Annotated in this window: 22 protein-coding genes and 2 pseudogenes; 11 read left to right on the forward strand and 13 right to left on the reverse strand. The window is 35.2% G+C overall.

Annotated features, from left to right (window positions below; translation table 11 throughout):
* Positions 1-13 precede the first annotated feature (13 nt).
* A complete protein-coding gene (locus VK90_RS22330; RefSeq protein WP_048375319.1) occupies positions 14-895 on the reverse strand; it encodes a helix-turn-helix domain-containing protein in 882 nt (293 codons plus the stop codon).
* A gap of 79 nt (positions 896-974) precedes the next feature.
* Here VK90_RS22330 and VK90_RS22335 point away from each other — a divergent pair, with 79 nt between their 5' ends.
* A complete protein-coding gene (locus tag VK90_RS22335) occupies positions 975-1436 on the forward strand; it encodes a DUF523 domain-containing protein (protein WP_048375322.1) in 462 nt (153 codons plus the stop codon).
* Between the two features lie 29 nt (positions 1437-1465).
* On the opposite strand, the gene VK90_RS22340 is transcribed toward VK90_RS22335, so the two are convergent.
* Together VK90_RS22340 and VK90_RS22345 are read right to left on the reverse strand one after the other, a co-directional pair.
* On the reverse strand, positions 1466-1819 hold the full coding sequence (locus VK90_RS22340; protein WP_048375324.1) for a YxeA family protein: 354 nt from the start codon (positions 1817-1819) through the stop codon (positions 1466-1468).
* A gap of 135 nt (positions 1820-1954) precedes the next feature.
* Positions 1955-2281: pseudogene (locus VK90_RS22345) on the reverse strand (O-methyltransferase); the annotation flags it as partial.
* Between the two features lie 416 nt (positions 2282-2697).
* Between VK90_RS22345 and VK90_RS22350 the strand changes: the two are divergent.
* A complete protein-coding gene (locus VK90_RS22350; RefSeq protein ID WP_048375326.1) occupies positions 2698-3261 on the forward strand; it encodes a GNAT family N-acetyltransferase in 564 nt (187 codons plus the stop codon).
* 349 nt (positions 3262-3610) lie between these two features.
* Here the strand turns inward: VK90_RS22350 and VK90_RS22355 are convergent, their stop codons facing one another.
* The 3 genes from VK90_RS22355 to VK90_RS22365 form a co-directional block, all read right to left on the reverse strand.
* Positions 3611-3964 (reverse strand): HesB/IscA family protein, encoded by a 354-nt coding sequence (locus VK90_RS22355; RefSeq protein WP_000573821.1) that lies wholly within the window; start codon positions 3962-3964, stop codon positions 3611-3613.
* 41 nt (positions 3965-4005) lie between these two features.
* On the reverse strand, positions 4006-4872 hold the full coding sequence (gene dapF / locus VK90_RS22360; RefSeq protein WP_048375328.1) for a diaminopimelate epimerase: 867 nt from the start codon (positions 4870-4872) through the stop codon (positions 4006-4008).
* Between the two features lie 235 nt (positions 4873-5107).
* The gene (locus VK90_RS22365) at positions 5108-5347 is read right to left on the reverse strand and encodes a YuzB family protein (protein ID WP_025149573.1); all 240 of its coding nucleotides are present in this window, start codon (positions 5345-5347) and stop codon (positions 5108-5110) included.
* A 443-nt stretch (positions 5348-5790) separates the two neighbouring features.
* On the opposite strand from VK90_RS22365, the gene VK90_RS22370 reads away from it, so the two are divergent.
* From VK90_RS22370 to VK90_RS22385, 5 genes are all read left to right on the forward strand, one after another.
* Positions 5791-6861, forward strand: coding sequence for an NAD(P)/FAD-dependent oxidoreductase (locus tag VK90_RS22370; protein WP_048375329.1), 1071 nt, complete (start codon positions 5791-5793; stop codon positions 6859-6861).
* A gap of 248 nt (positions 6862-7109) precedes the next feature.
* Complete coding sequence (locus tag VK90_RS27725) at positions 7110-7313, forward strand: aspartyl-phosphate phosphatase Spo0E family protein (RefSeq protein WP_053081453.1); 204 nt, start codon at positions 7110-7112, stop codon at positions 7311-7313.
* Between the two features lie 68 nt (positions 7314-7381).
* Entirely contained in the window at positions 7382-8041 is a 660-nt protein-coding gene (locus tag VK90_RS22375; RefSeq protein ID WP_048375330.1) for an ABC transporter ATP-binding protein, read from the forward strand.
* Positions 8025-8819, forward strand: a complete 795-nt coding sequence (locus VK90_RS22380; RefSeq protein WP_048375332.1) for an ABC transporter permease — start codon at positions 8025-8027, stop codon at positions 8817-8819. Before VK90_RS22375 ends, VK90_RS22380 begins: the two co-directional genes overlap by 17 nt.
* A 44-nt stretch (positions 8820-8863) precedes the next feature.
* Positions 8864-9058, forward strand: a complete 195-nt coding sequence (locus VK90_RS22385) for a hypothetical protein (RefSeq protein WP_002174030.1) — start codon at positions 8864-8866, stop codon at positions 9056-9058.
* Positions 9059-9237: 179 nt separating this feature from the next.
* On the opposite strand, the gene phnA is transcribed toward VK90_RS22385, so the two are convergent.
* Together phnA and VK90_RS22395 are read right to left on the reverse strand one after the other, a co-directional pair.
* Positions 9238-9579 (reverse strand): alkylphosphonate utilization operon protein PhnA, encoded by a 342-nt coding sequence (phnA, locus tag VK90_RS22390; protein WP_000212734.1) that lies wholly within the window; start codon positions 9577-9579, stop codon positions 9238-9240.
* 244 nt (positions 9580-9823) lie between these two features.
* Complete coding sequence (locus VK90_RS22395; protein ID WP_276561276.1) at positions 9824-10609, reverse strand: DUF2628 domain-containing protein; 786 nt, start codon at positions 10607-10609, stop codon at positions 9824-9826.
* A 286-nt stretch (positions 10610-10895) separates the two neighbouring features.
* Here VK90_RS22395 and VK90_RS22400 point away from each other — a divergent pair.
* A pseudogene (locus VK90_RS22400) lies at positions 10896-11237 on the forward strand (DUF4304 domain-containing protein); the annotation flags it as partial.
* A 2-nt stretch (positions 11238-11239) separates the two neighbouring features.
* Here VK90_RS22400 and VK90_RS22405 read toward each other — a convergent pair.
* The 4 genes from VK90_RS22405 to VK90_RS22420 form a co-directional block, all read right to left on the reverse strand.
* The gene (locus VK90_RS22405) at positions 11240-12043 is read right to left on the reverse strand and encodes a hypothetical protein (protein WP_048375334.1); all 804 of its coding nucleotides are present in this window, start codon (positions 12041-12043) and stop codon (positions 11240-11242) included.
* A gap of 11 nt (positions 12044-12054) precedes the next feature.
* The gene (locus tag VK90_RS22410) at positions 12055-12723 is read right to left on the reverse strand and encodes a hypothetical protein (protein WP_048375336.1); all 669 of its coding nucleotides are present in this window, start codon (positions 12721-12723) and stop codon (positions 12055-12057) included.
* A 124-nt stretch (positions 12724-12847) separates the two neighbouring features.
* Positions 12848-13648, reverse strand: a complete 801-nt coding sequence (locus VK90_RS22415; protein ID WP_331457118.1) for an aminoglycoside adenylyltransferase domain-containing protein — start codon at positions 13646-13648, stop codon at positions 12848-12850.
* A gap of 46 nt (positions 13649-13694) precedes the next feature.
* The gene (locus tag VK90_RS22420) at positions 13695-14003 is read right to left on the reverse strand and encodes a YuzD family protein (RefSeq protein ID WP_048375340.1); all 309 of its coding nucleotides are present in this window, start codon (positions 14001-14003) and stop codon (positions 13695-13697) included.
* A gap of 206 nt (positions 14004-14209) precedes the next feature.
* On the opposite strand from VK90_RS22420, the gene VK90_RS22425 reads away from it, so the two are divergent.
* Positions 14210-14446 (forward strand): NifU family protein, encoded by a 237-nt coding sequence (locus tag VK90_RS22425; RefSeq protein WP_000431159.1) that lies wholly within the window; start codon positions 14210-14212, stop codon positions 14444-14446.
* Positions 14447-14636: 190 nt separating this feature from the next.
* Positions 14637-14852, forward strand: a complete 216-nt coding sequence (locus tag VK90_RS22430) for a hypothetical protein (RefSeq protein WP_048375342.1) — start codon at positions 14637-14639, stop codon at positions 14850-14852.
* Positions 14853-14911: 59 nt separating this feature from the next.
* Here VK90_RS22430 and yutH read toward each other — a convergent pair whose 3' ends face one another.
* Positions 14912-15913: a spore coat putative kinase YutH gene (yutH, locus tag VK90_RS22435; RefSeq protein ID WP_048375344.1), complete on the reverse strand. Its 1002-nt coding sequence runs from the start codon at positions 15911-15913 to the stop codon at positions 14912-14914.
* A 120-nt stretch (positions 15914-16033) separates the two neighbouring features.
* Here yutH and VK90_RS22440 point away from each other — a divergent pair, with 120 nt between their 5' ends.
* Positions 16034-16525, forward strand: a complete 492-nt coding sequence (locus VK90_RS22440; RefSeq protein WP_048375346.1) for a phosphatidylglycerophosphatase A family protein — start codon at positions 16034-16036, stop codon at positions 16523-16525.
* The last annotated feature ends 70 nt before the right edge of the window (positions 16526-16595 follow it).

The raw sequence follows: 16595 nt of genomic DNA on the forward strand, positions 1-16595 counted from the left end.
CGAGAGTCATGTATTATACGCATGACTCTTTTTTAAATGGATCGAATAACGGTATCCCCTTACTCCGCCTCAAAGCCGCTCCCCATTCTAATCCAATTTCTAAAAATAAATCTCGCATCGTACTATACAAAAGCGCTCCAACATCTTTACGAATTTCTCCGTACTTATACGCCCTCACAACACTTTTCACCCGCCAAATTAAATTTCCATGCACTTCTTCATCAGCTAAAATCTGCTCTAATAAAACACATTGCTCTAGTAATCCGCTTTTTTTATAAGCAAGCTCTACTTTACTCCAAAGTGTATTAATCTTCTTCGGATGACTCGTCATCGGTATAAGTGCGTATATAAAAGGCTTTGGTATATCATGGCGACAATACGTCTCATCAAGCTCGTACGTTACTTTTCTTTTCTCTTTTATTTGTGGAATGTTTTTAGAAAGAATTGTTTCCCTCTCATTTTTTTGCTCATTTCCACTACAGCCATCCGTACGATCACCACTTTCACATGCGGACATTTCCATGCGGTCATCCATACGGTCAATCGCAGATTTAAGAAACACATATAAGTTAGCACTATATCCGCCGCGCTTATGCCTCTCTTTTGTCGCAATACGCTTTATAATTCCCATTTCTTCTAACTTTGCAATCGAACGGCGTACAGTACGAATACTCTTTCCGATTTTCGTCGCAATCGTCTCCATTAATGGACAAGCAACACCAACGGTTTCGTTCTTTTCATTAACCGCATACTTTCCTAAAAAATGAATAACGAAAGAATCTGTCTTATTTAGTTGAAATTGATAGCATTTAAAAAGTTGTTTTTGATATGCATTAAACTCCTCTTTACTTCGAAATTCACTATATGGTTTCATTAAGTTATATAAGTTTCCCATTTCTATCACCTCATCTATATGTAGGAAACAGAAATGGAATTTGGCGTGATATTTAATATTTTTTATTGGAGATGAAAATATGATTGTAATTAGCGCTTGTTTAGGTGGGATTGCTTGTCGGTATGACGGCAACGACAATCTCGTTTCAAAAATAGAGGAATTATTACAAAGCGAAGATACGATACTTGTTTGTCCCGAAGTATTGGGCGGCTTACCGACACCTCGTCCTTCAGCTGAAATTATTGGTGGTAATGGCGATGACGTTTTAGATGGAAAAGCAAAAGTGATGACGAAGGAGGGACAAGATGTCACGGAGGCTTTCGTACAGGGTGCTTATAAAGCATTAGAACAAATAAAAGATTTAAATCCAGAATATATTATTTTAAAAGAGCGTAGTCCATCTTGTGGTAGTTCTACTATTTACACAGGAGAATTTAACGGCAATAAACAAACTGGTTACGGGGTAACAACAGCTTTATTTAAAAGAAATGGATTTAAAGTAATTTCAGAAGAAGATTTTGAGAATGAAAAAAGGAATTGACTACGCTCGTCAATTCCTTTTTTCATTCTTTATTTCACACCTAATTTTTCTTTCACTTTCGCAGGAAGCTCGTCTTTCTTCACTTCTTCCCAAGCCGTTACACCTTTTTTATCTGAGTAGTATACGCGTAGAAATGCTTCTTTACGAAGGTTTTTTTGCGCATTAAATTCTAATTCTTTTTCTTTACCATCTTTATCAAAACCAGTTAGCTTATATTGGTAATCTTTATATGACTTACCATTATCAAGTTTACCATGATACTCTTTTCCATCTACTGTAATTTGAACGTAATACTCATCTTTCCCTAAACGGTTAATATCACAGCCAACTAAAAGGCTTGCAAATACGACTAAAATACTAAAAAGTGCAATATATCTCTTCAATTCCTTCACCTCATATGTTTTCTTATATTGTCATATTAAAGCCTTCGCTCTAAAGAAGAAATTCAAAAATATGACATGAACATTACACTTTTGTAAGATAGTAAAAAAATCGTATATACAACCACCCAAGTATAGTTATTTCTTCACTCTAGAAATTGTCATTCCATCACCAATCGGAACGAGTACAGATTCTAAATGTGGATGATTCGCTACCGTTTCATTAAACTTCTTCATAATTTCTGTATAACGTTTCCGCTTCGCACTTTCATCTGCCACACTACCACCAGCTAGAACATTATCTGTAACAATTAAAGCACCCGGCTTCGCAAGTTCAATACAGTATGTTAAATAATTTTCATAGTTCTCTTTATCAGCATCGATAAAAAAGAAATCAAATTGTTTATTATCCACGGCTAATTTTTCAAGACTTTGTAAAGCAGCACCAATCATATACGACACTTGTTACGGATTTTATCATGCGCATTAGTTGAACAACCTAAGGCGGCTTCGGTAGCCATTTTTTTTGTACCAACTGGTAGTTTAGTTTTCAATATGTGAAAAGGGATTTCTAAGTGATGAATTGAATATATATTTACCGTTTACTAATTTTTAGGAATTCCCTTTATGGGAGATAAATTTTACTGTATTGCTGTATATCAAGTGCTTAATGAAGAAAGACTAGGAGCTTCGCACGATTCTATAATAACTTATAGTGATGCTGTAACGGGATTTCCTATAGTGCGATAAGGTATTTTTTAATTCATTTATTATAGAAATTGCAACTCTCTTCCTCAAGAATTATTTCTTTTGGTTGAAAGTTTTTTTATTATATAAGTTTCATTATATCCTAATTTAAAGTTGTCGAGAGGAGAAATAATATGAATCCTATTTTATTAGATGTTCCGTTACAAATAGAAACAGACAGACTCATTCTTCGAGCACCACTTCAAGCTGGTGAAGGGAATGTAGTACACCAAGCTATTAAAGATTCAATTAATGAATTAAAGCAATGGTTGTTTTTATTCCAGTCAATCCCTACTGTTGAAGAAACGGAAATTCTCCTGAGAAATGCGCATATAGATTTTTTGAAAAGAGAAAGCTTTCGCTATCTTATCTATCATAAGGAGACAAATGATTTTGTTGGAACTGCCAGCCTTCACGGAATTAATTGGAGTATTTCTAAATGTGAAATTGGATACTGGATTAACACGCAATTTAGTGGCAATGGATATATGACAGAAACAGTAAGTGCGTTAACAAACCTTGGATTTCAATCATTCAAATTTAGAAGGATTGAAATACGATGTGAATCTAGTAACACTAAAAGTCGTACGATCCCTGAAAAACTAGGTTTTGAGCTTGAAGGGATATTACGTAACGAAGATCTTTCTGCTGATGGTAAAAAACTAACTGATACCTGCATCTATGCAAAGGTAAATTAGATTAAGATTTTAAAATTCCTTGTACAACTACAGCATGCGATAGTTGTACAACGTATCTTAAGGTCGGTTTCCAACTTTGGAAGGCGGCTTTTTTGATTTTTTATAACGAACGGTGTCATAATAAACTACGCAAAAAGGAGTTAAAGTTCACGTATTAAACATAGGACTACTGGAAAATAAGATTGATGGGGCGCTTCTTTATTCAAATACTGTTGGCAGTTGCGGATATTTGGGGCTAGCATTCGCCACCTTTGTAATACACTCTTTCTTGTTTAACGGCAAAAGAAAAGACCTCCCTAACGATTAAAATTCATCGCTAAGAAGGTCATTTTCTATTTCGACTAAAAACTTAGCACTCTTCCGGCTTACCAGCATTCGACGCTGTACGGAAAGATGATCCACATCCGCATGATGCGATTGCGTTTGGATTGTCGATTGTGAATCCACCGCCAAGCATAGATTGTTTATAATCAATTTTTACTCCTTTAACAATTGGAGCACTTTCTTTATCGATAACAAATTCAACACCGAAAAACTCAAGAACTGTGTCGTCTTCTTTTGGTTCTACTTCAAATCCTAAGCCGTAAGAAAGACCACTACATCCGCCGCCGTGTACAGCAAGGCGCACGTACTTCTCTCCATCTTCAGCATCTTTTAACATATCTTTAATTTGAAAAGCTGCTTGTTCTGTTACTTCAATCATGAAATACACCATCCTTTCTGTTCTCATTCTATTATACATCTTTACGCTTCTATCTTGTACTCATACACTCCGCGGCAAATTACTTCCGCAGGTCCCTTCATTAACACATTCCCTTCTTCTGTCCATGCGATCATTAAATCGCCGCCAGCTAAATGAACCGTAATTTCCTTACCACGTTCCATTTTCCCATTTAAAATAGCTGCAACGACTGCGGCGCATGCTCCTGTCCCGCAAGCTTGCGTTACACCAGATCCACGTTCCCAAACGCGGAAGTTCATCTCTTCATCGTTTAAAATCTCGATGAACTCAACATTTACTCGCTCTGGGAACATTTCATGCGTCTCAAGAACTGGACCTAACGTTGTAAGGGGCGCCTTTTCTACATCATCAACAAAAATAACCGCATGCGGATTTCCCATTGAAACAGCTGTAAATGCATAACGGTGATTATTGTATAAGAAGTTTTCACGAATAAATGGTGTTTCTCCTTCACCAAGCATCGGGATCTCTTCACGTGTTAAACGAGGTGCTCCCATGTCAATTTTCGCTAATGTAACTTTTCCATCCTCTACCGTTACTTCTGCGGTAACAATACCAGCTAACGTTTCAATTGTGAACACTGGTTCCTCTACTAGTTTATGCTCATACGCATATTTCGCTACGCAGCGTAAACCATTACCACAGCTCTTTCCTTCTGAACCATCATTATTAAACATGCGCATTTTCACTGGCGCTACATCAGAAGGACAAATTAAAATCATTCCATCTGCGCCAATACCAGTATTAATATTTGAAACCTTTTCCGCTACAAGAGCTAAATCTTCTTCGCGAATTTGTTCTTCAAACATATTTACATATATATAACTATTGCCAAGACCATGCATTTTTGTAAAAGAAAATTGGCTCATTTTTATTCACTCCAAAAATAATTTATTATTTCAAGTATAAAATGCATGCTTTTAGAACACAATATGAATGTCCCCCGTTTCTCATATTTGACAACGTTTTGGCGATAAGCCATTCTTACACAAATCGTGTAAGAAAAAAGCCCTTCTAAAAAGGGCCTTTTTTTGTTTAAACAAACATTACCGCAAATAGCGGAATAAATGGCAAAAGAAAAAGACGTTGCCTATTTGCAACGCCTTAAAACATTGGATTTTCATCCAAATAATCATATACATTATTTACAAGTTCTTCTACTGTTGTACCTTGTACAACTTCACCATTTACAAGTGCAAATGGACCTTCAAAACAAATACCACAATATCCTAAACAACCATATTCCATTACGTCTAAATTAGGATCCTTTTCTAATTTTTCTAAAGCTGCTTGTGAGCCACTTGCAAGGTTACCTACACAAAATTCGATTAATGGTTTAATCAAAACTCTCCCCCCTATATCTCTAAACAAATTACCCTTTACTTTAGCGGGCAATAGCATATACGCCTCAAAACGAAGTACATGCCTAATTGGTGAAAATGGATAAGTAACCTTATCTACTTAATCCCATTTCATTTTATTTATAAGAAGAAAACTAAGCTGTTTCTTGTTGTGTTCGTTATACATTCTAAACTATTTAGTTACTTCACTGTTTCACTTCAAAATAGATGTCCTTTTTTATGTAACATGCTGTTCATAATGAAATAGTAACTAGAAAATGAAAACAGTTTACTTTACTTTTCTTCTTATTGTACAACAGAGTATTCATTCATGCATTGTTATTTGTTCACAAATTCGATATAATTTGATTGAGTAAAGTCAAAATATTTTTTCAATATAAAATTGTATGATTAGGGGATATTTCAACAGAAAAGGGGTAATCCATCATGAAACACCTCGTACTACTAGGTGGCGGCTACGGTGGAATGAGAATTCTTCAGCGGCTACTTCCAAACAATCAGCTTCCAGATGATGTACAAGTGACATTAATCGACAAAGTACCATATCATTGCTTCAAGACTGAATATTATGCATTAGTTGCGGGTACAATTTCAGAAACGCATATTCGCATACCGTTTCCTGAACATCCACGTCTCAATATTCAATATGGTACAGTAACAAATATTGATCTTGAAACAAAAGCTGTTCATCTCGATGGCGGCGAAACAATCCAATATGATGATTTAATTATCGGGCTTGGCTGTGAAGATAAATATCATAACGTTCCTGGGGCGAAGGAATATACACATAGCCTACAATCGATTGAACAAACACGCAAAACATATGAACGATTAAATAGCTTAGAACCAAATGCAACAGTAGCTGTCGTTGGGGCTGGTTTAAGCGGCGTTGAAGTAGCAAGTGAACTTCGCGAGAGCCGTTCTGATTTAAAAATCTATTTATTTGACCGAAAAGATAGAATTTTATTCCCATACCCAGAGAAGTTAAGTAGATACGTAGAAGAATGGTTTGTAAAACATAACGTTACCATTATACGAAACTCTAACATCACAAAAGTGGAACCAAACATTGTATACAACCACGATGAACCACTTGAATGTGATGCAATCGTATGGACAGCTGGTATTCAAGCAAATGTAGTTGTTCGAAATCTTCCAGTTGAACAAGATGGTAGCGGACGGGTTGTTTTAACAAAATATCACAATATTCCAAACAACGAGCACGTTTATGTTGTAGGGGATTGTGCAGCACTTCCACACGCACCATCTGCTCAACTTGCTGAGGGTCAAGGAGAACAAATTGTCCAAATATTATTAAAACGTTGGAATAACGAACCACTTCCTGATGAACTGCCTGTTATTAAATTAAAAGGAGTTCTCGGCTCTCTCGGTAAAAAGCACGGATTTGGTTTACTAGCAAACCAACCATTAATGGGGCGTGTTCCTAGATTATTGAAGTCCGGTATTCTTTGGATGTACAAACATCATAACGGTTAATACTTTAAAGGCTGCCTACTATGTAGGCAGCCTCTTTGCATCAGTTGAAAAATAATTTTTTTATAAAAACAATTATCAGAAATATTTTTCTCAATATAGATTCATAAAATTTTCCATTTCCATATTAAAAACTATCGATGAAAAGTGTATGCTATTTGTAAGTTGTTTTTATTATTTCCTTTAAGACCGAATTCGGTCTTATTTTTTATGTACTAAATACTTTTATTAGGGGGCATTCCGTTTCACTTATGAACTTAACAAAACTAAATAATCGAATAGAAGTGAAAAAGAAAGAATTAATCCACCTCGTTGAAAAATATGGATTTACTCACGATAAAGTCATTTCTCTCAGTCAAGACTTAGATCGTTTGCTAAACTTATTAACGAAGCTAAATACTTCCGTCTCAAGACTCCCTAGCACCACAAGCAAAGAAAAAAGATGTTCCTTCTAAATACACTTTATTTTTCTATTTTTCTCTCTTTTTGATACGATATAACTAGAATCAGAAAGGAGTAAATTATGTTTATATTAAAAGACATCAAATATAAAGATATTCTAAGCATCCCTTACTTACAAATTCATAAAGAAAATATCACTTGTATTATCGGAGAGAGCGGTAGCGGAAAAAGCACGTTACTTCGCATGCTAAATGATTTACAATCCCCAACATCCGGCACAATTGAATATAACGGAAAATCTATTTTAAATTATCCTCCCATTCAATTACGCCGTGAAGTTGTCATGCTCGGACAAACTCCGCCTATTTTTGATGGGACGATTAAAGATAATTTATTAATGGGACTTCGCCTTTCTGAAAAACCATTTCCAAATGACGATTCTTTACAGGGCGCATTAACGACTGTAAGCCTAGATAAACAATTAGAAGATAGCGCCTCCTCTTTATCAGGCGGTGAAAAGCAAAGACTTGCTTTCGCTCGCATTATACTAATGGATCCACCCGTCTATTTATTAGATGAACCAACTTCGGCATTAGATAGTGACACTGAACGCCGCGTAATGAAACGATTTACTGAACTAGCAAGAGAAAAGAAAAAAACAGTTATCTTCATCACGCATTCGCAACAACTTCCAGAAGAAATTGCAGACGATATTATTGAAATTAGTAAAACAAATGGTGCTACTCGAAAGGAAGTGCTCTCAGTTGAAGGGCGTTATTGAACTCCAAATTTGGCAACTTGCCGCTGCATATATTTTCATTCTTATTTTAATCGGACTTGTGAAATTAAAAGGAATACCGCGTGAGAAACAAATTACAATTGCAACATTCCGTATGACCATTCAGCTCGTACTTGTTGCATATATTCTTACATACGTATTTGAAAACAGTAATCCATTTTATACAATTGCTCTCATTACTTCTATTACTACATTTGCAATTTTTAACATTTATAAACGAGTTAATATTCCGATGTCAAAAGAATTAAAACGAGTAGCCGCTATTTCCATGATTGCTGGATCAATCGGGCCGCTTCTACTATTTATCTTTGTTATTATCGGACACGATCCTTGGTATGCTCCGCAATATATCGTTCCAATTACCGGAATGTTAGTCGGGAATGCAATGACGGGAGTTTCCCTCGGAGCAAATACGTTCTTAAACAATATGAAATCGCAAAGAAATCATATTGAAGGTGCACTTATGCTCGGGGCAACTCCAAAACAAGCAGTTGCTCCGCTCATAAGAGACGCTTTTGATTCTGCTATTTTACCGACAATTAATTCCATGGTCGGAATGGGAATTATAAGCCTTCCAGGTATGATGACAGGACAAATTTTATCCGGTGTATCACCATTTACAGCTATTCAATATCAAATCGCAATTATACTTGGCATTTCTGGAAGTACAGCTTTCTCTGTCATTATCTTCTTACAACTTGGATATAAAACGTTCTTTAATAAGCGGTGTCAGTTGAATGAAGTTGAAAGGCACTCATAAAAAAACTAGTATTAAATAAGATGGCTGTAAGTAGGAGGAGCACAATGAAAAGTAGCGAAAATTTATACCATGAAGGGAACTATCGCTTTTGGCTTAACACAAAAACAGGTAGTTTACGAATGAAATTAAACGGTGATAAAGAATTATATACTATACCCAAAAACTCAAAATTGTACGATCGACTTATGAATGACTTTTTTAGCAATTCCGTAAAAATAGAAGAAAGTAAAGCTGACTAATCATAGCTAGCTTTGCTTTCTTCTATTTCCCCATGTCTCCATCCATTCTCCCAAAGACCAATCACACAGTTTATTATCATCCGTAAATTGCTTCAAGTTAACCTTTACCTAAATTAAAAATAAAAAAACATTCCATAAGTAACAGATGTACTTAAAGGAATGTCTTTTCTTTACTAACCTTACGCCTTCTTAACGAACTGTGATTTTAACTTCATAGCTCCGAAACCGTCGATTTTACAATCAATATCGTGATCTCCCTCAACTAGACGGATACTCTTTACTTTCGTACCAATCTTTACAACTGAAGAAGTTCCTTTTACTTTTAAATCTTTAATTACAGTAACAGCATCGCCGTCTTGAAGAACGTTTCCGTTCGCATCTTTTACAACTTTTGCACCTTCATTACTTTCAGCTTCTGCTTCTTTGCCCCACTCATGTGCACATTCTGGACATACGAAAAGAACGCCATCCTCATACGTATATTCTGAATTACATTTTGGACAATTTGGTAAAGTAGCCATAAATTCATTTCCTCCGTTCATTATTTATACGTAAAAATCAAATCTGATTTTTACATGTCGATAAATAAAATTTGTATAGCATTTCTTTATACTGCCATAGTCTCACGTTATTGACAAGCCTACCTCAAATTCTCATTTTTTATTGTATTTTACAAAATTTCAATTAGTATTCCGGTTTTCTACAAATAAAAAGAAGAACCTTCACAAGATTCTTCTTTTCTATTCTAAATAAACGAGTTTTTCTCTAGAAAAACCACATATTTTCTTCAACGTAAATTTGATACTCTTCTTGTTCTTCTTCACTTAATTTCTTATTATTTAAATACACTTCTTGCCATTCGAAGTAATCATCATTTAAATATACAGCGAATTTAATTTTCACATTCTTTTTTTCTTCAAAATCATAGCCAGTAAATTCTACTACATCATAATCTTTTTCTTTCTTAACATACTTCCAATTTGGATTATCCGTTATAGTTTCTAAAGCATCTCCTTCAAGACTTAAACGAACAACGTTTTTAATATTCGGTTCAGTTGGTAAATAAGATAAGCCAAAACTAATTGCACCAAATACCGCAATTACTATCGCTTGTAAACCAAGCATAACTCCGATATGAGCGCCGCCCTTTGATTGTAAATAATACTCTTTCTTATAATCAGGCACATCTTCTGCCTTATGTAAAATACGAACGATATGCTTATAATATAAACGATTTCCCTGCCATCCAGTAAATAGCATGGTTCCAACATATATTATAAAATCTATCCACATTGGCATATCAATAAAAACAGGTGTAATTAAAGTAGGTACTCCTATTAATGTAAGTATAATAAATAACTTATACATTTTACGATAAGCTAACCAAAAATGCGGAAAGATAAATGCTACCCAATTCCACGTATTTTCTTTCTCAGGATTCTTCACTTGTCCCCATTTAAAGTCGTAATACGCCGTATTCTTGCGCACAACTTTATGTAATTCTGGCGAAGAAATTTTTCCCTCTACAGCAGTTTCCTTCACGTACATCATCCTTCTCTTATTTCTATATAATTTTATTGTAAAGAAATAAAAAGAAGGAATCTAACAAAAAGTAGCCATATTTCATGAAAATGAACAGAAATTGAATATATTCCGACAATTCCTCATTTTATATTCCATTTTACCATTGAATATATTAAAATACTTATATATAAAACATTTAATACACCATGTTAAATATTTTATATGTTTAACAAAAAAGAACCCCTTTTAGAGTTCTTTTCCCTATTTTAATTACAGATACTTATGTCAAATTACTATTCCACCATTGTACCCCAACCGTCTATTGCATAATGTTTCACATGAAACTATCCATATTCCGGATTCTCTCTCGACCACTTTCGACTGGTTTCAAACATGGGCTTCATATAAAAATTTAATAAAGACAACTATACATTCCATGACTCCTGTACTAGCTGTCGTTCCGATATTACAAGAAAAAGCATTTTTGCTTCTTACTTGTTTTTCTTTCTACAAATTAAAACAGTACGAACAAGCTAATCGCTACTTACAGCAATACTTGCATTGTGCTGTTCATCTTAATACCGAGGAGAAAGAGCTAGTATTCTTTCATGAAGTTGATATGTATATGAAAAAACTAGTAGAAAACGCAATGTAACTTCACATTGTGCTTTCTACTAGTGCTTTATATTCCTCTTGTAACTTTTTAAATTGTTCTTCGTACTTTTGCATCTTTACCGTATCCGTTTTCGAATTAAGGAATGGTCTTCTTCTTCCGATCACCATTATATTTTTCCCATCTATTGCATCGTTCATATGTACATAAGGTTTAAAAAACTCACATTCCGTATACGGCAATGCTACAGATAGTTTCGCATACTCTTCCACCTTAAATTGATTAGATAAGCTTAACTCCCGCAAATTTTTTAATTGTATTAAAGGTTCTAACGAATCATCTTTAACCTTTAAGTTCATAAGAGTAAGCTTTTTCAAATGCTGTATTTCAGCGAGTGGTTGTAAAGTTTGTACTTTCATCGTTGTATTTATCCCACCGCCCATATAAAAGGTATTGAGTTGTGGACACTTACTTAAAGCACTTAAATCTTCTAGCTTAGAAAAATCATCAATTAGTAAGGATTTGAGTTTTTTATTATACGCGATATCCCATAACGTCTTCGCTTTTGTATTCCAGCACATATACAACTGTTGTAAATCTAATAATTTCTGAAGGCTACTTAAATCCTCTACCCGCATTTCGTAAACATATAATATATTGGGACGAGCATACGTAAGAATATGTTCAAACTGCTTTTGATTTACTGCGAAAATCCATAACTTCTTAACTTGTAAAGATGCTAGTCGTTCTATATTTTTTGTTTTTCCCTCAATCGCTAATTCTTCTAAATTAGCAGTAACATTTTCCAAGTCCTTTATAATCCTCGGCTGCTCACCAATCGGAAACATTTTATCCTCCCCTACAACTCCCAAGTAATATTCATCTCTTCAAATGAATCCTTACACACTTCCAATCCTTCGTCATCATCCGTTCCAATCATCGCTACCTCTTCTTTAGACAACATAATTTCCTCGGTTGGATTTTGAATTTTTCTCTCATACACTACTTGTAAAAGCTCTATTTGCTCCTCTGTCATTTCATACTCTTCTTCCAATCTTTCAATTGCGGATTCTATATCAAGTAGTGGAATTTCTAATAAAAATCCACCGTGTTCTTCCATCTCTTCAAATGAATCGATTGAATACGCACCGTTATCATCAATCCAAAATGCTGTTGTAATGAAAGGAACTGTTTCCCCCTCTACCTCTTCTAATACGTATTGGAGTGCTTCCTCTTTAGCAATTTCCATCACTTCCGAAGGTGCCCCTTCAAAATAATTTACCGCATCAATCCACTCGTCAATTCTCCCACTATTCACATCTTGAAGACATACGATTATGTACTTCGGATGAAAAGTAATTGTACCTCTTCCGCCTTGACTATCTTGCATACTATAGTTAAAACCATCCCACGAACTTTCATGTGAGAAATCAGGAGCATTAGCTACAAAAATTGCAGCTGCAATTGACTTTAAAATGCATCCTTTCCATAGTTGTTCTTTACTTATACGAAAGTTATATTTACTCATTCTCTTCCCCCAGCATATATGTTTTTAATATTATCTTTCGATTTCTCATTCTTTGTAAAGCGTTTTTTCATTATATAAAAATAACAAAAGCATCCTTTATATGAAGGATGCTTTTACTATTCACCTACCACTTCTCCCTGCACTCCTCAATCAAACACAGCAAATACCTCTTCGTCATATCAGCCCGTCTCCAACGAGAGAACTTTTTCTTTTCTTCTGGATTATGCCGCATTCGCTCTACCTCTTTCAATAAAGGCTCCCATTCTTTCGCTGAACGTTCTAATAAGTATTGTAATCCTCTATCTTTTGAAACGATTTTTTTATGATCTAACGTATATAAAATGCGTCCCATCGTAACGACTGCTGATTCCACCCATTCTTCTATAAAAAATAAATAGGGTCTCTTCGCTTTTTCACTCCAGTACTGTTCTACGTTGTATTTCATTGTATTTACTACATCGTCCCATTTTATTTGAACGGAAAGGTCTTCTGCTTCTCTCCCGGTAACTGTAATACCTTGATTTTTCAATGTCCACCATGTGACCGCATTAATGTCCCAATGGCCAGTATCCGCCTTACCATCTGCACAATACACGTACTCATTCATTTCATGATTGTATTTCCCTAAGTCAGCAAGCGGAATATACATACCATCCATTCTTTTACCTAACGTACTTTTACTAAACTTTTTATGCAGTTCTATAATTTGTTGTTTTTCAGCTTCATTCATGGAATCACTTATTACCGTAACAAAATCAACATCGCTCGTTTCTATATGAAATGCCCCTAGTGCGATTGATCCGTAAATGTATACCCCGACTATTTTTTCATCCGAAAAAATTTCTTTTAACTCTACTATGTACTGCTCCGTTAACTGTTTTACTTCTTCTGGTAGAGCCTGCTTTATTCCGTTCTCCACATCTATCCCTCCATATAAAAAAGCCTTCGCAAATTCGCAAAGGCTTCATGCTTTATAAATATTTCTCGATTTCTTCATAAACATCCTTCAAACGTGGATTTCCTTCTCCAACGATTTCACCATTTACAAGAACGACTGGATAAAACAAATCTTCTTCCACTACTCTCTCTGCGAATGCTTTTTTATCTTCATCTTCTTGCTCTTCTTGAAAATCAACATACTCGAAATTAAATTTATTTTCTTGTCCCTCATATTTACGACCAATTGCCGCTTGTAACCACTCAAACGTTTCTGTTGAAGATGGCATTCCAACGCAGCTCGCACAAATTACTTTCGTCCCATACACTTGAACATTAACCATTTCTTCTCCCCCACTTCTTGTTTCAACAGCATATTCAGATGTCTTAGTACACAAGCACATCATTTTACAAACTTATTCCATACCCCTATACTGAAAAAACACGTTGTACACACGATACAATATTTCGACAATAAAACAAGAAGAGAAAAAATAGATTTTCCCCTCTATCTTGATTATAATAAAACTGATGAAAGGAGTCGATAAAAATGGAAAACCCACATATGCAAGAACAAGTATTAGAAGTATTAGATAAATTACGTCCATTCTTACTTCGCGATGGCGGAGACGTTGAATTAGTAGACATTGAAGAAGGTATCGTAAAACTACGCCTTATGGGTGCATGCGGAAGCTGCCCAAGTTCTACAATCACACTAAAAGCTGGTATCGAGCGCGCACTACTTGAAGAAGTACCAGGCGTTATTGAAGTAGAACAAGTATTTTAATTTAAAAGCAGAAGCGGTTCGTTTAGAATCGCTTCCTAAAAAGAGACCAATGTTGGTCTCTTTTTTTTATTCAAATAACGCTTCTCCTTTAACATCATAAAACAAAATTGGAAATCCTTCTCAAAAAATGCGATAATTAATACTAGATAGTAAATCGTTCACACATACAAAAAACATAGGGGGACGACACATGCCAAAAATTATAAATATCTCTTCTACACTTCAAGAATTAGAACAGAAAAAAGAATATTTATTAAGCCTTTCACCCGTTATACCGACATGGAATACGAGCTATCAATTTTTATTTAAAGAAATTCAGCAAGAATTATTAAATAAGGTAAATGAGAAAATTGAAAGACATCAACTCATTTTAAATATATGTACAGATCAAAAAGTAGGAGCATAATTTATTACATAAAATTGCGGTATAAAAAAGAGACCTCAATCGGTCTCTTTTTTATATTTTTAAGATAGCCAATCTAATTTCCTAATCCCTAACTTATCAACTGGTAAGCGAAAGGATTCATAAAAATGCTTCATAAATTGCTCAGAACGGTTCACATCGTGTAAAATGGCTTCTAAGCGATCTCTATATACGCTTTTTTGCTCTTCGTTTCCTGTTTGATAATATCGTTCGACTGTTTCAAAATAGTGAAGCGGGAACAGGAGCCTTGCGAATAATAAGCGCCAACCAAATGAGGATAGCGAATAATTACGTTCATAATCTGTAATGAATTGAACTACCGTTTGCTCCCAGTCTTGCTTTTTTTCTATCATCATGTAGCGAATCCATTCTGCTATATCTCTACTTGGGTGATCGTACACCCAATCAAAAGGAAGTTTGAGACGCTTCGTTTGATGCCATAATAAAGGTGTAAATCGTTCCTGGCAAATGGTTGCTGCGTCAGTTATTTGTGGTGTATCATCCATTTCTGTATCGACAACATATTGAATAGCATTTTCTGCAACTCCTAAGTAATACGGGAAGGATTCAATAAACAATTGATCGAATACATCTGAAGGATGGTTCATCACTTGCGATTGCCAAAACTTTTCTAATTGATCGAGCCTTTTTTCCCATAACGCTTTCCATTCACCAATGCGGCTTAATTGCTCAACTTCTTCTGGAAAGAATGCACCACGTTTATGGAATATAGAAAGCTCGCTTCCTAATGATGTAGCATGTCGCTCTAACATACGCATACCTTTTAATAAGCAATAATTTTTTTCTTCTATCTCACTCACATAGTAGCCGTGTATAGTCGGAACGAAAGTCGCAACAGTTATATCCCCTTGCTGGTTCATATAATCACTGAGCTTTTTCATCTCTACAAGTACTTCTTCCTCCATTTCTCCAATTGGAACAAGTACATAAATTTTGTTGCGAATCCAAAAGCTTTTATAGGGGCCAAGGGGGATTAATTCTTTAACATGCATGTGATAATGCTCATAAATATGCTGAATCATCGCAGTCGCCACCTATGGTTTTTCTATATATATATGAGCTTGTGCTCGCCTTTCATTCCTATGCACATGATAAAGCAACGAAACGTATATAAATACTAAAAAGAAAAAAAGGTGATAAACATGAAAGAATCAAATCAACTACAAGAAAGAGCATTACAACTATTACAAGAACGCGGTGTAACAATTGACGATATTGCTGAACTTGTTCATTTTCTTCAAAAAACATACCATCCAAAATTAGAGATGTCAGAATGTCGCTATAATGTTGAGCGTGTACTATCCAAACGCGAAGTACAAAACGCACTTATTACAGGCATTGAACTTGATGTCCTTGCTGAAAAAGGAATGTTAAGCGCACCGTTACAAGATATCGTAAAACGTGATGAAGGCTTATACGGAATTGATGAAGTTATCGCACTTTCAATCGTTAACGTGTACGGTTCTATCGGTTTCACGAACTTTGGATATATCGATAAATTAAAACCGGGTATTTTAGAGTACTTAAATGATAAATCAACTGGAAAGGTGCACACATTCCTTGATGATATCGTTGGCGGAATCGCTGCCGCTGCTTCAAGTCGTTTAGCGCACCGAGCTGAGCATTCGGAATAAAGTGAAACTGTAATCAGTAGGGTTTTGTTCCTTCACTGATTATTAGCCCGCATCACTCCGGCATTAACCG

This window comes from Bacillus sp. LK2 (assembly GCF_001043575.1).
GTDB lineage: Bacteria > Bacillota > Bacilli > Bacillales > Bacillaceae_G > Bacillus_A > Bacillus_A paramycoides.

What these genes read in the sequence shown, in the direction of transcription:
- phnA (WP_000212734.1), bottom strand. Translation starts at nt 9,579, where the DNA reads ATGGCTACTTTACCAAATTGTCCAAAATGTAATTCAGAATATACGTAT.
- VK90_RS22355 (WP_000573821.1), bottom strand. Translation starts at nt 3,964, where the DNA reads ATGATTGAAGTAACAGAACAAGCAGCTTTTCAAATTAAAGATATGTTA.
- VK90_RS22335 (WP_048375322.1), top strand. Translation starts at nt 975, where the DNA reads ATGATTGTAATTAGCGCTTGTTTAGGTGGGATTGCTTGTCGGTATGAC.
- VK90_RS22410 (WP_048375336.1), bottom strand. Translation starts at nt 12,723, where the DNA reads ATGAGTAAATATAACTTTCGTATAAGTAAAGAACAACTATGGAAAGGA.
- yutH (WP_048375344.1), bottom strand. Translation starts at nt 15,913, where the DNA reads ATGATTCAGCATATTTATGAGCATTATCACATGCATGTTAAAGAATTA.
- VK90_RS22370 (WP_048375329.1), top strand. Translation starts at nt 5,791, where the DNA reads ATGAAACACCTCGTACTACTAGGTGGCGGCTACGGTGGAATGAGAATT.
- VK90_RS27725 (WP_053081453.1), top strand. Translation starts at nt 7,110, where the DNA reads ATGAACTTAACAAAACTAAATAATCGAATAGAAGTGAAAAAGAAAGAA.
- VK90_RS22420 (WP_048375340.1), bottom strand. Translation starts at nt 14,003, where the DNA reads ATGGTTAATGTTCAAGTGTATGGGACGAAAGTAATTTGTGCGAGCTGC.
- VK90_RS22425 (WP_000431159.1), top strand. Translation starts at nt 14,210, where the DNA reads ATGGAAAACCCACATATGCAAGAACAAGTATTAGAAGTATTAGATAAA.
- VK90_RS22330 (WP_048375319.1), bottom strand. Translation starts at nt 895, where the DNA reads ATGGGAAACTTATATAACTTAATGAAACCATATAGTGAATTTCGAAGT.
- VK90_RS22430 (WP_048375342.1), top strand. Translation starts at nt 14,637, where the DNA reads ATGCCAAAAATTATAAATATCTCTTCTACACTTCAAGAATTAGAACAG.
- VK90_RS22375 (WP_048375330.1), top strand. Translation starts at nt 7,382, where the DNA reads ATGTTTATATTAAAAGACATCAAATATAAAGATATTCTAAGCATCCCT.
- VK90_RS22350 (WP_048375326.1), top strand. Translation starts at nt 2,698, where the DNA reads ATGAATCCTATTTTATTAGATGTTCCGTTACAAATAGAAACAGACAGA.
- dapF (WP_048375328.1), bottom strand. Translation starts at nt 4,872, where the DNA reads ATGAGCCAATTTTCTTTTACAAAAATGCATGGTCTTGGCAATAGTTAT.
- VK90_RS22395 (WP_276561276.1), bottom strand. Translation starts at nt 10,609, where the DNA reads ATGATGTACGTGAAGGAAACTGCTGTAGAGGGAAAAATTTCTTCGCCA.
- VK90_RS22440 (WP_048375346.1), top strand. Translation starts at nt 16,034, where the DNA reads ATGAAAGAATCAAATCAACTACAAGAAAGAGCATTACAACTATTACAA.
- VK90_RS22405 (WP_048375334.1), bottom strand. Translation starts at nt 12,043, where the DNA reads ATGTTTCCGATTGGTGAGCAGCCGAGGATTATAAAGGACTTGGAAAAT.
- VK90_RS22385 (WP_002174030.1), top strand. Translation starts at nt 8,864, where the DNA reads ATGAAAAGTAGCGAAAATTTATACCATGAAGGGAACTATCGCTTTTGG.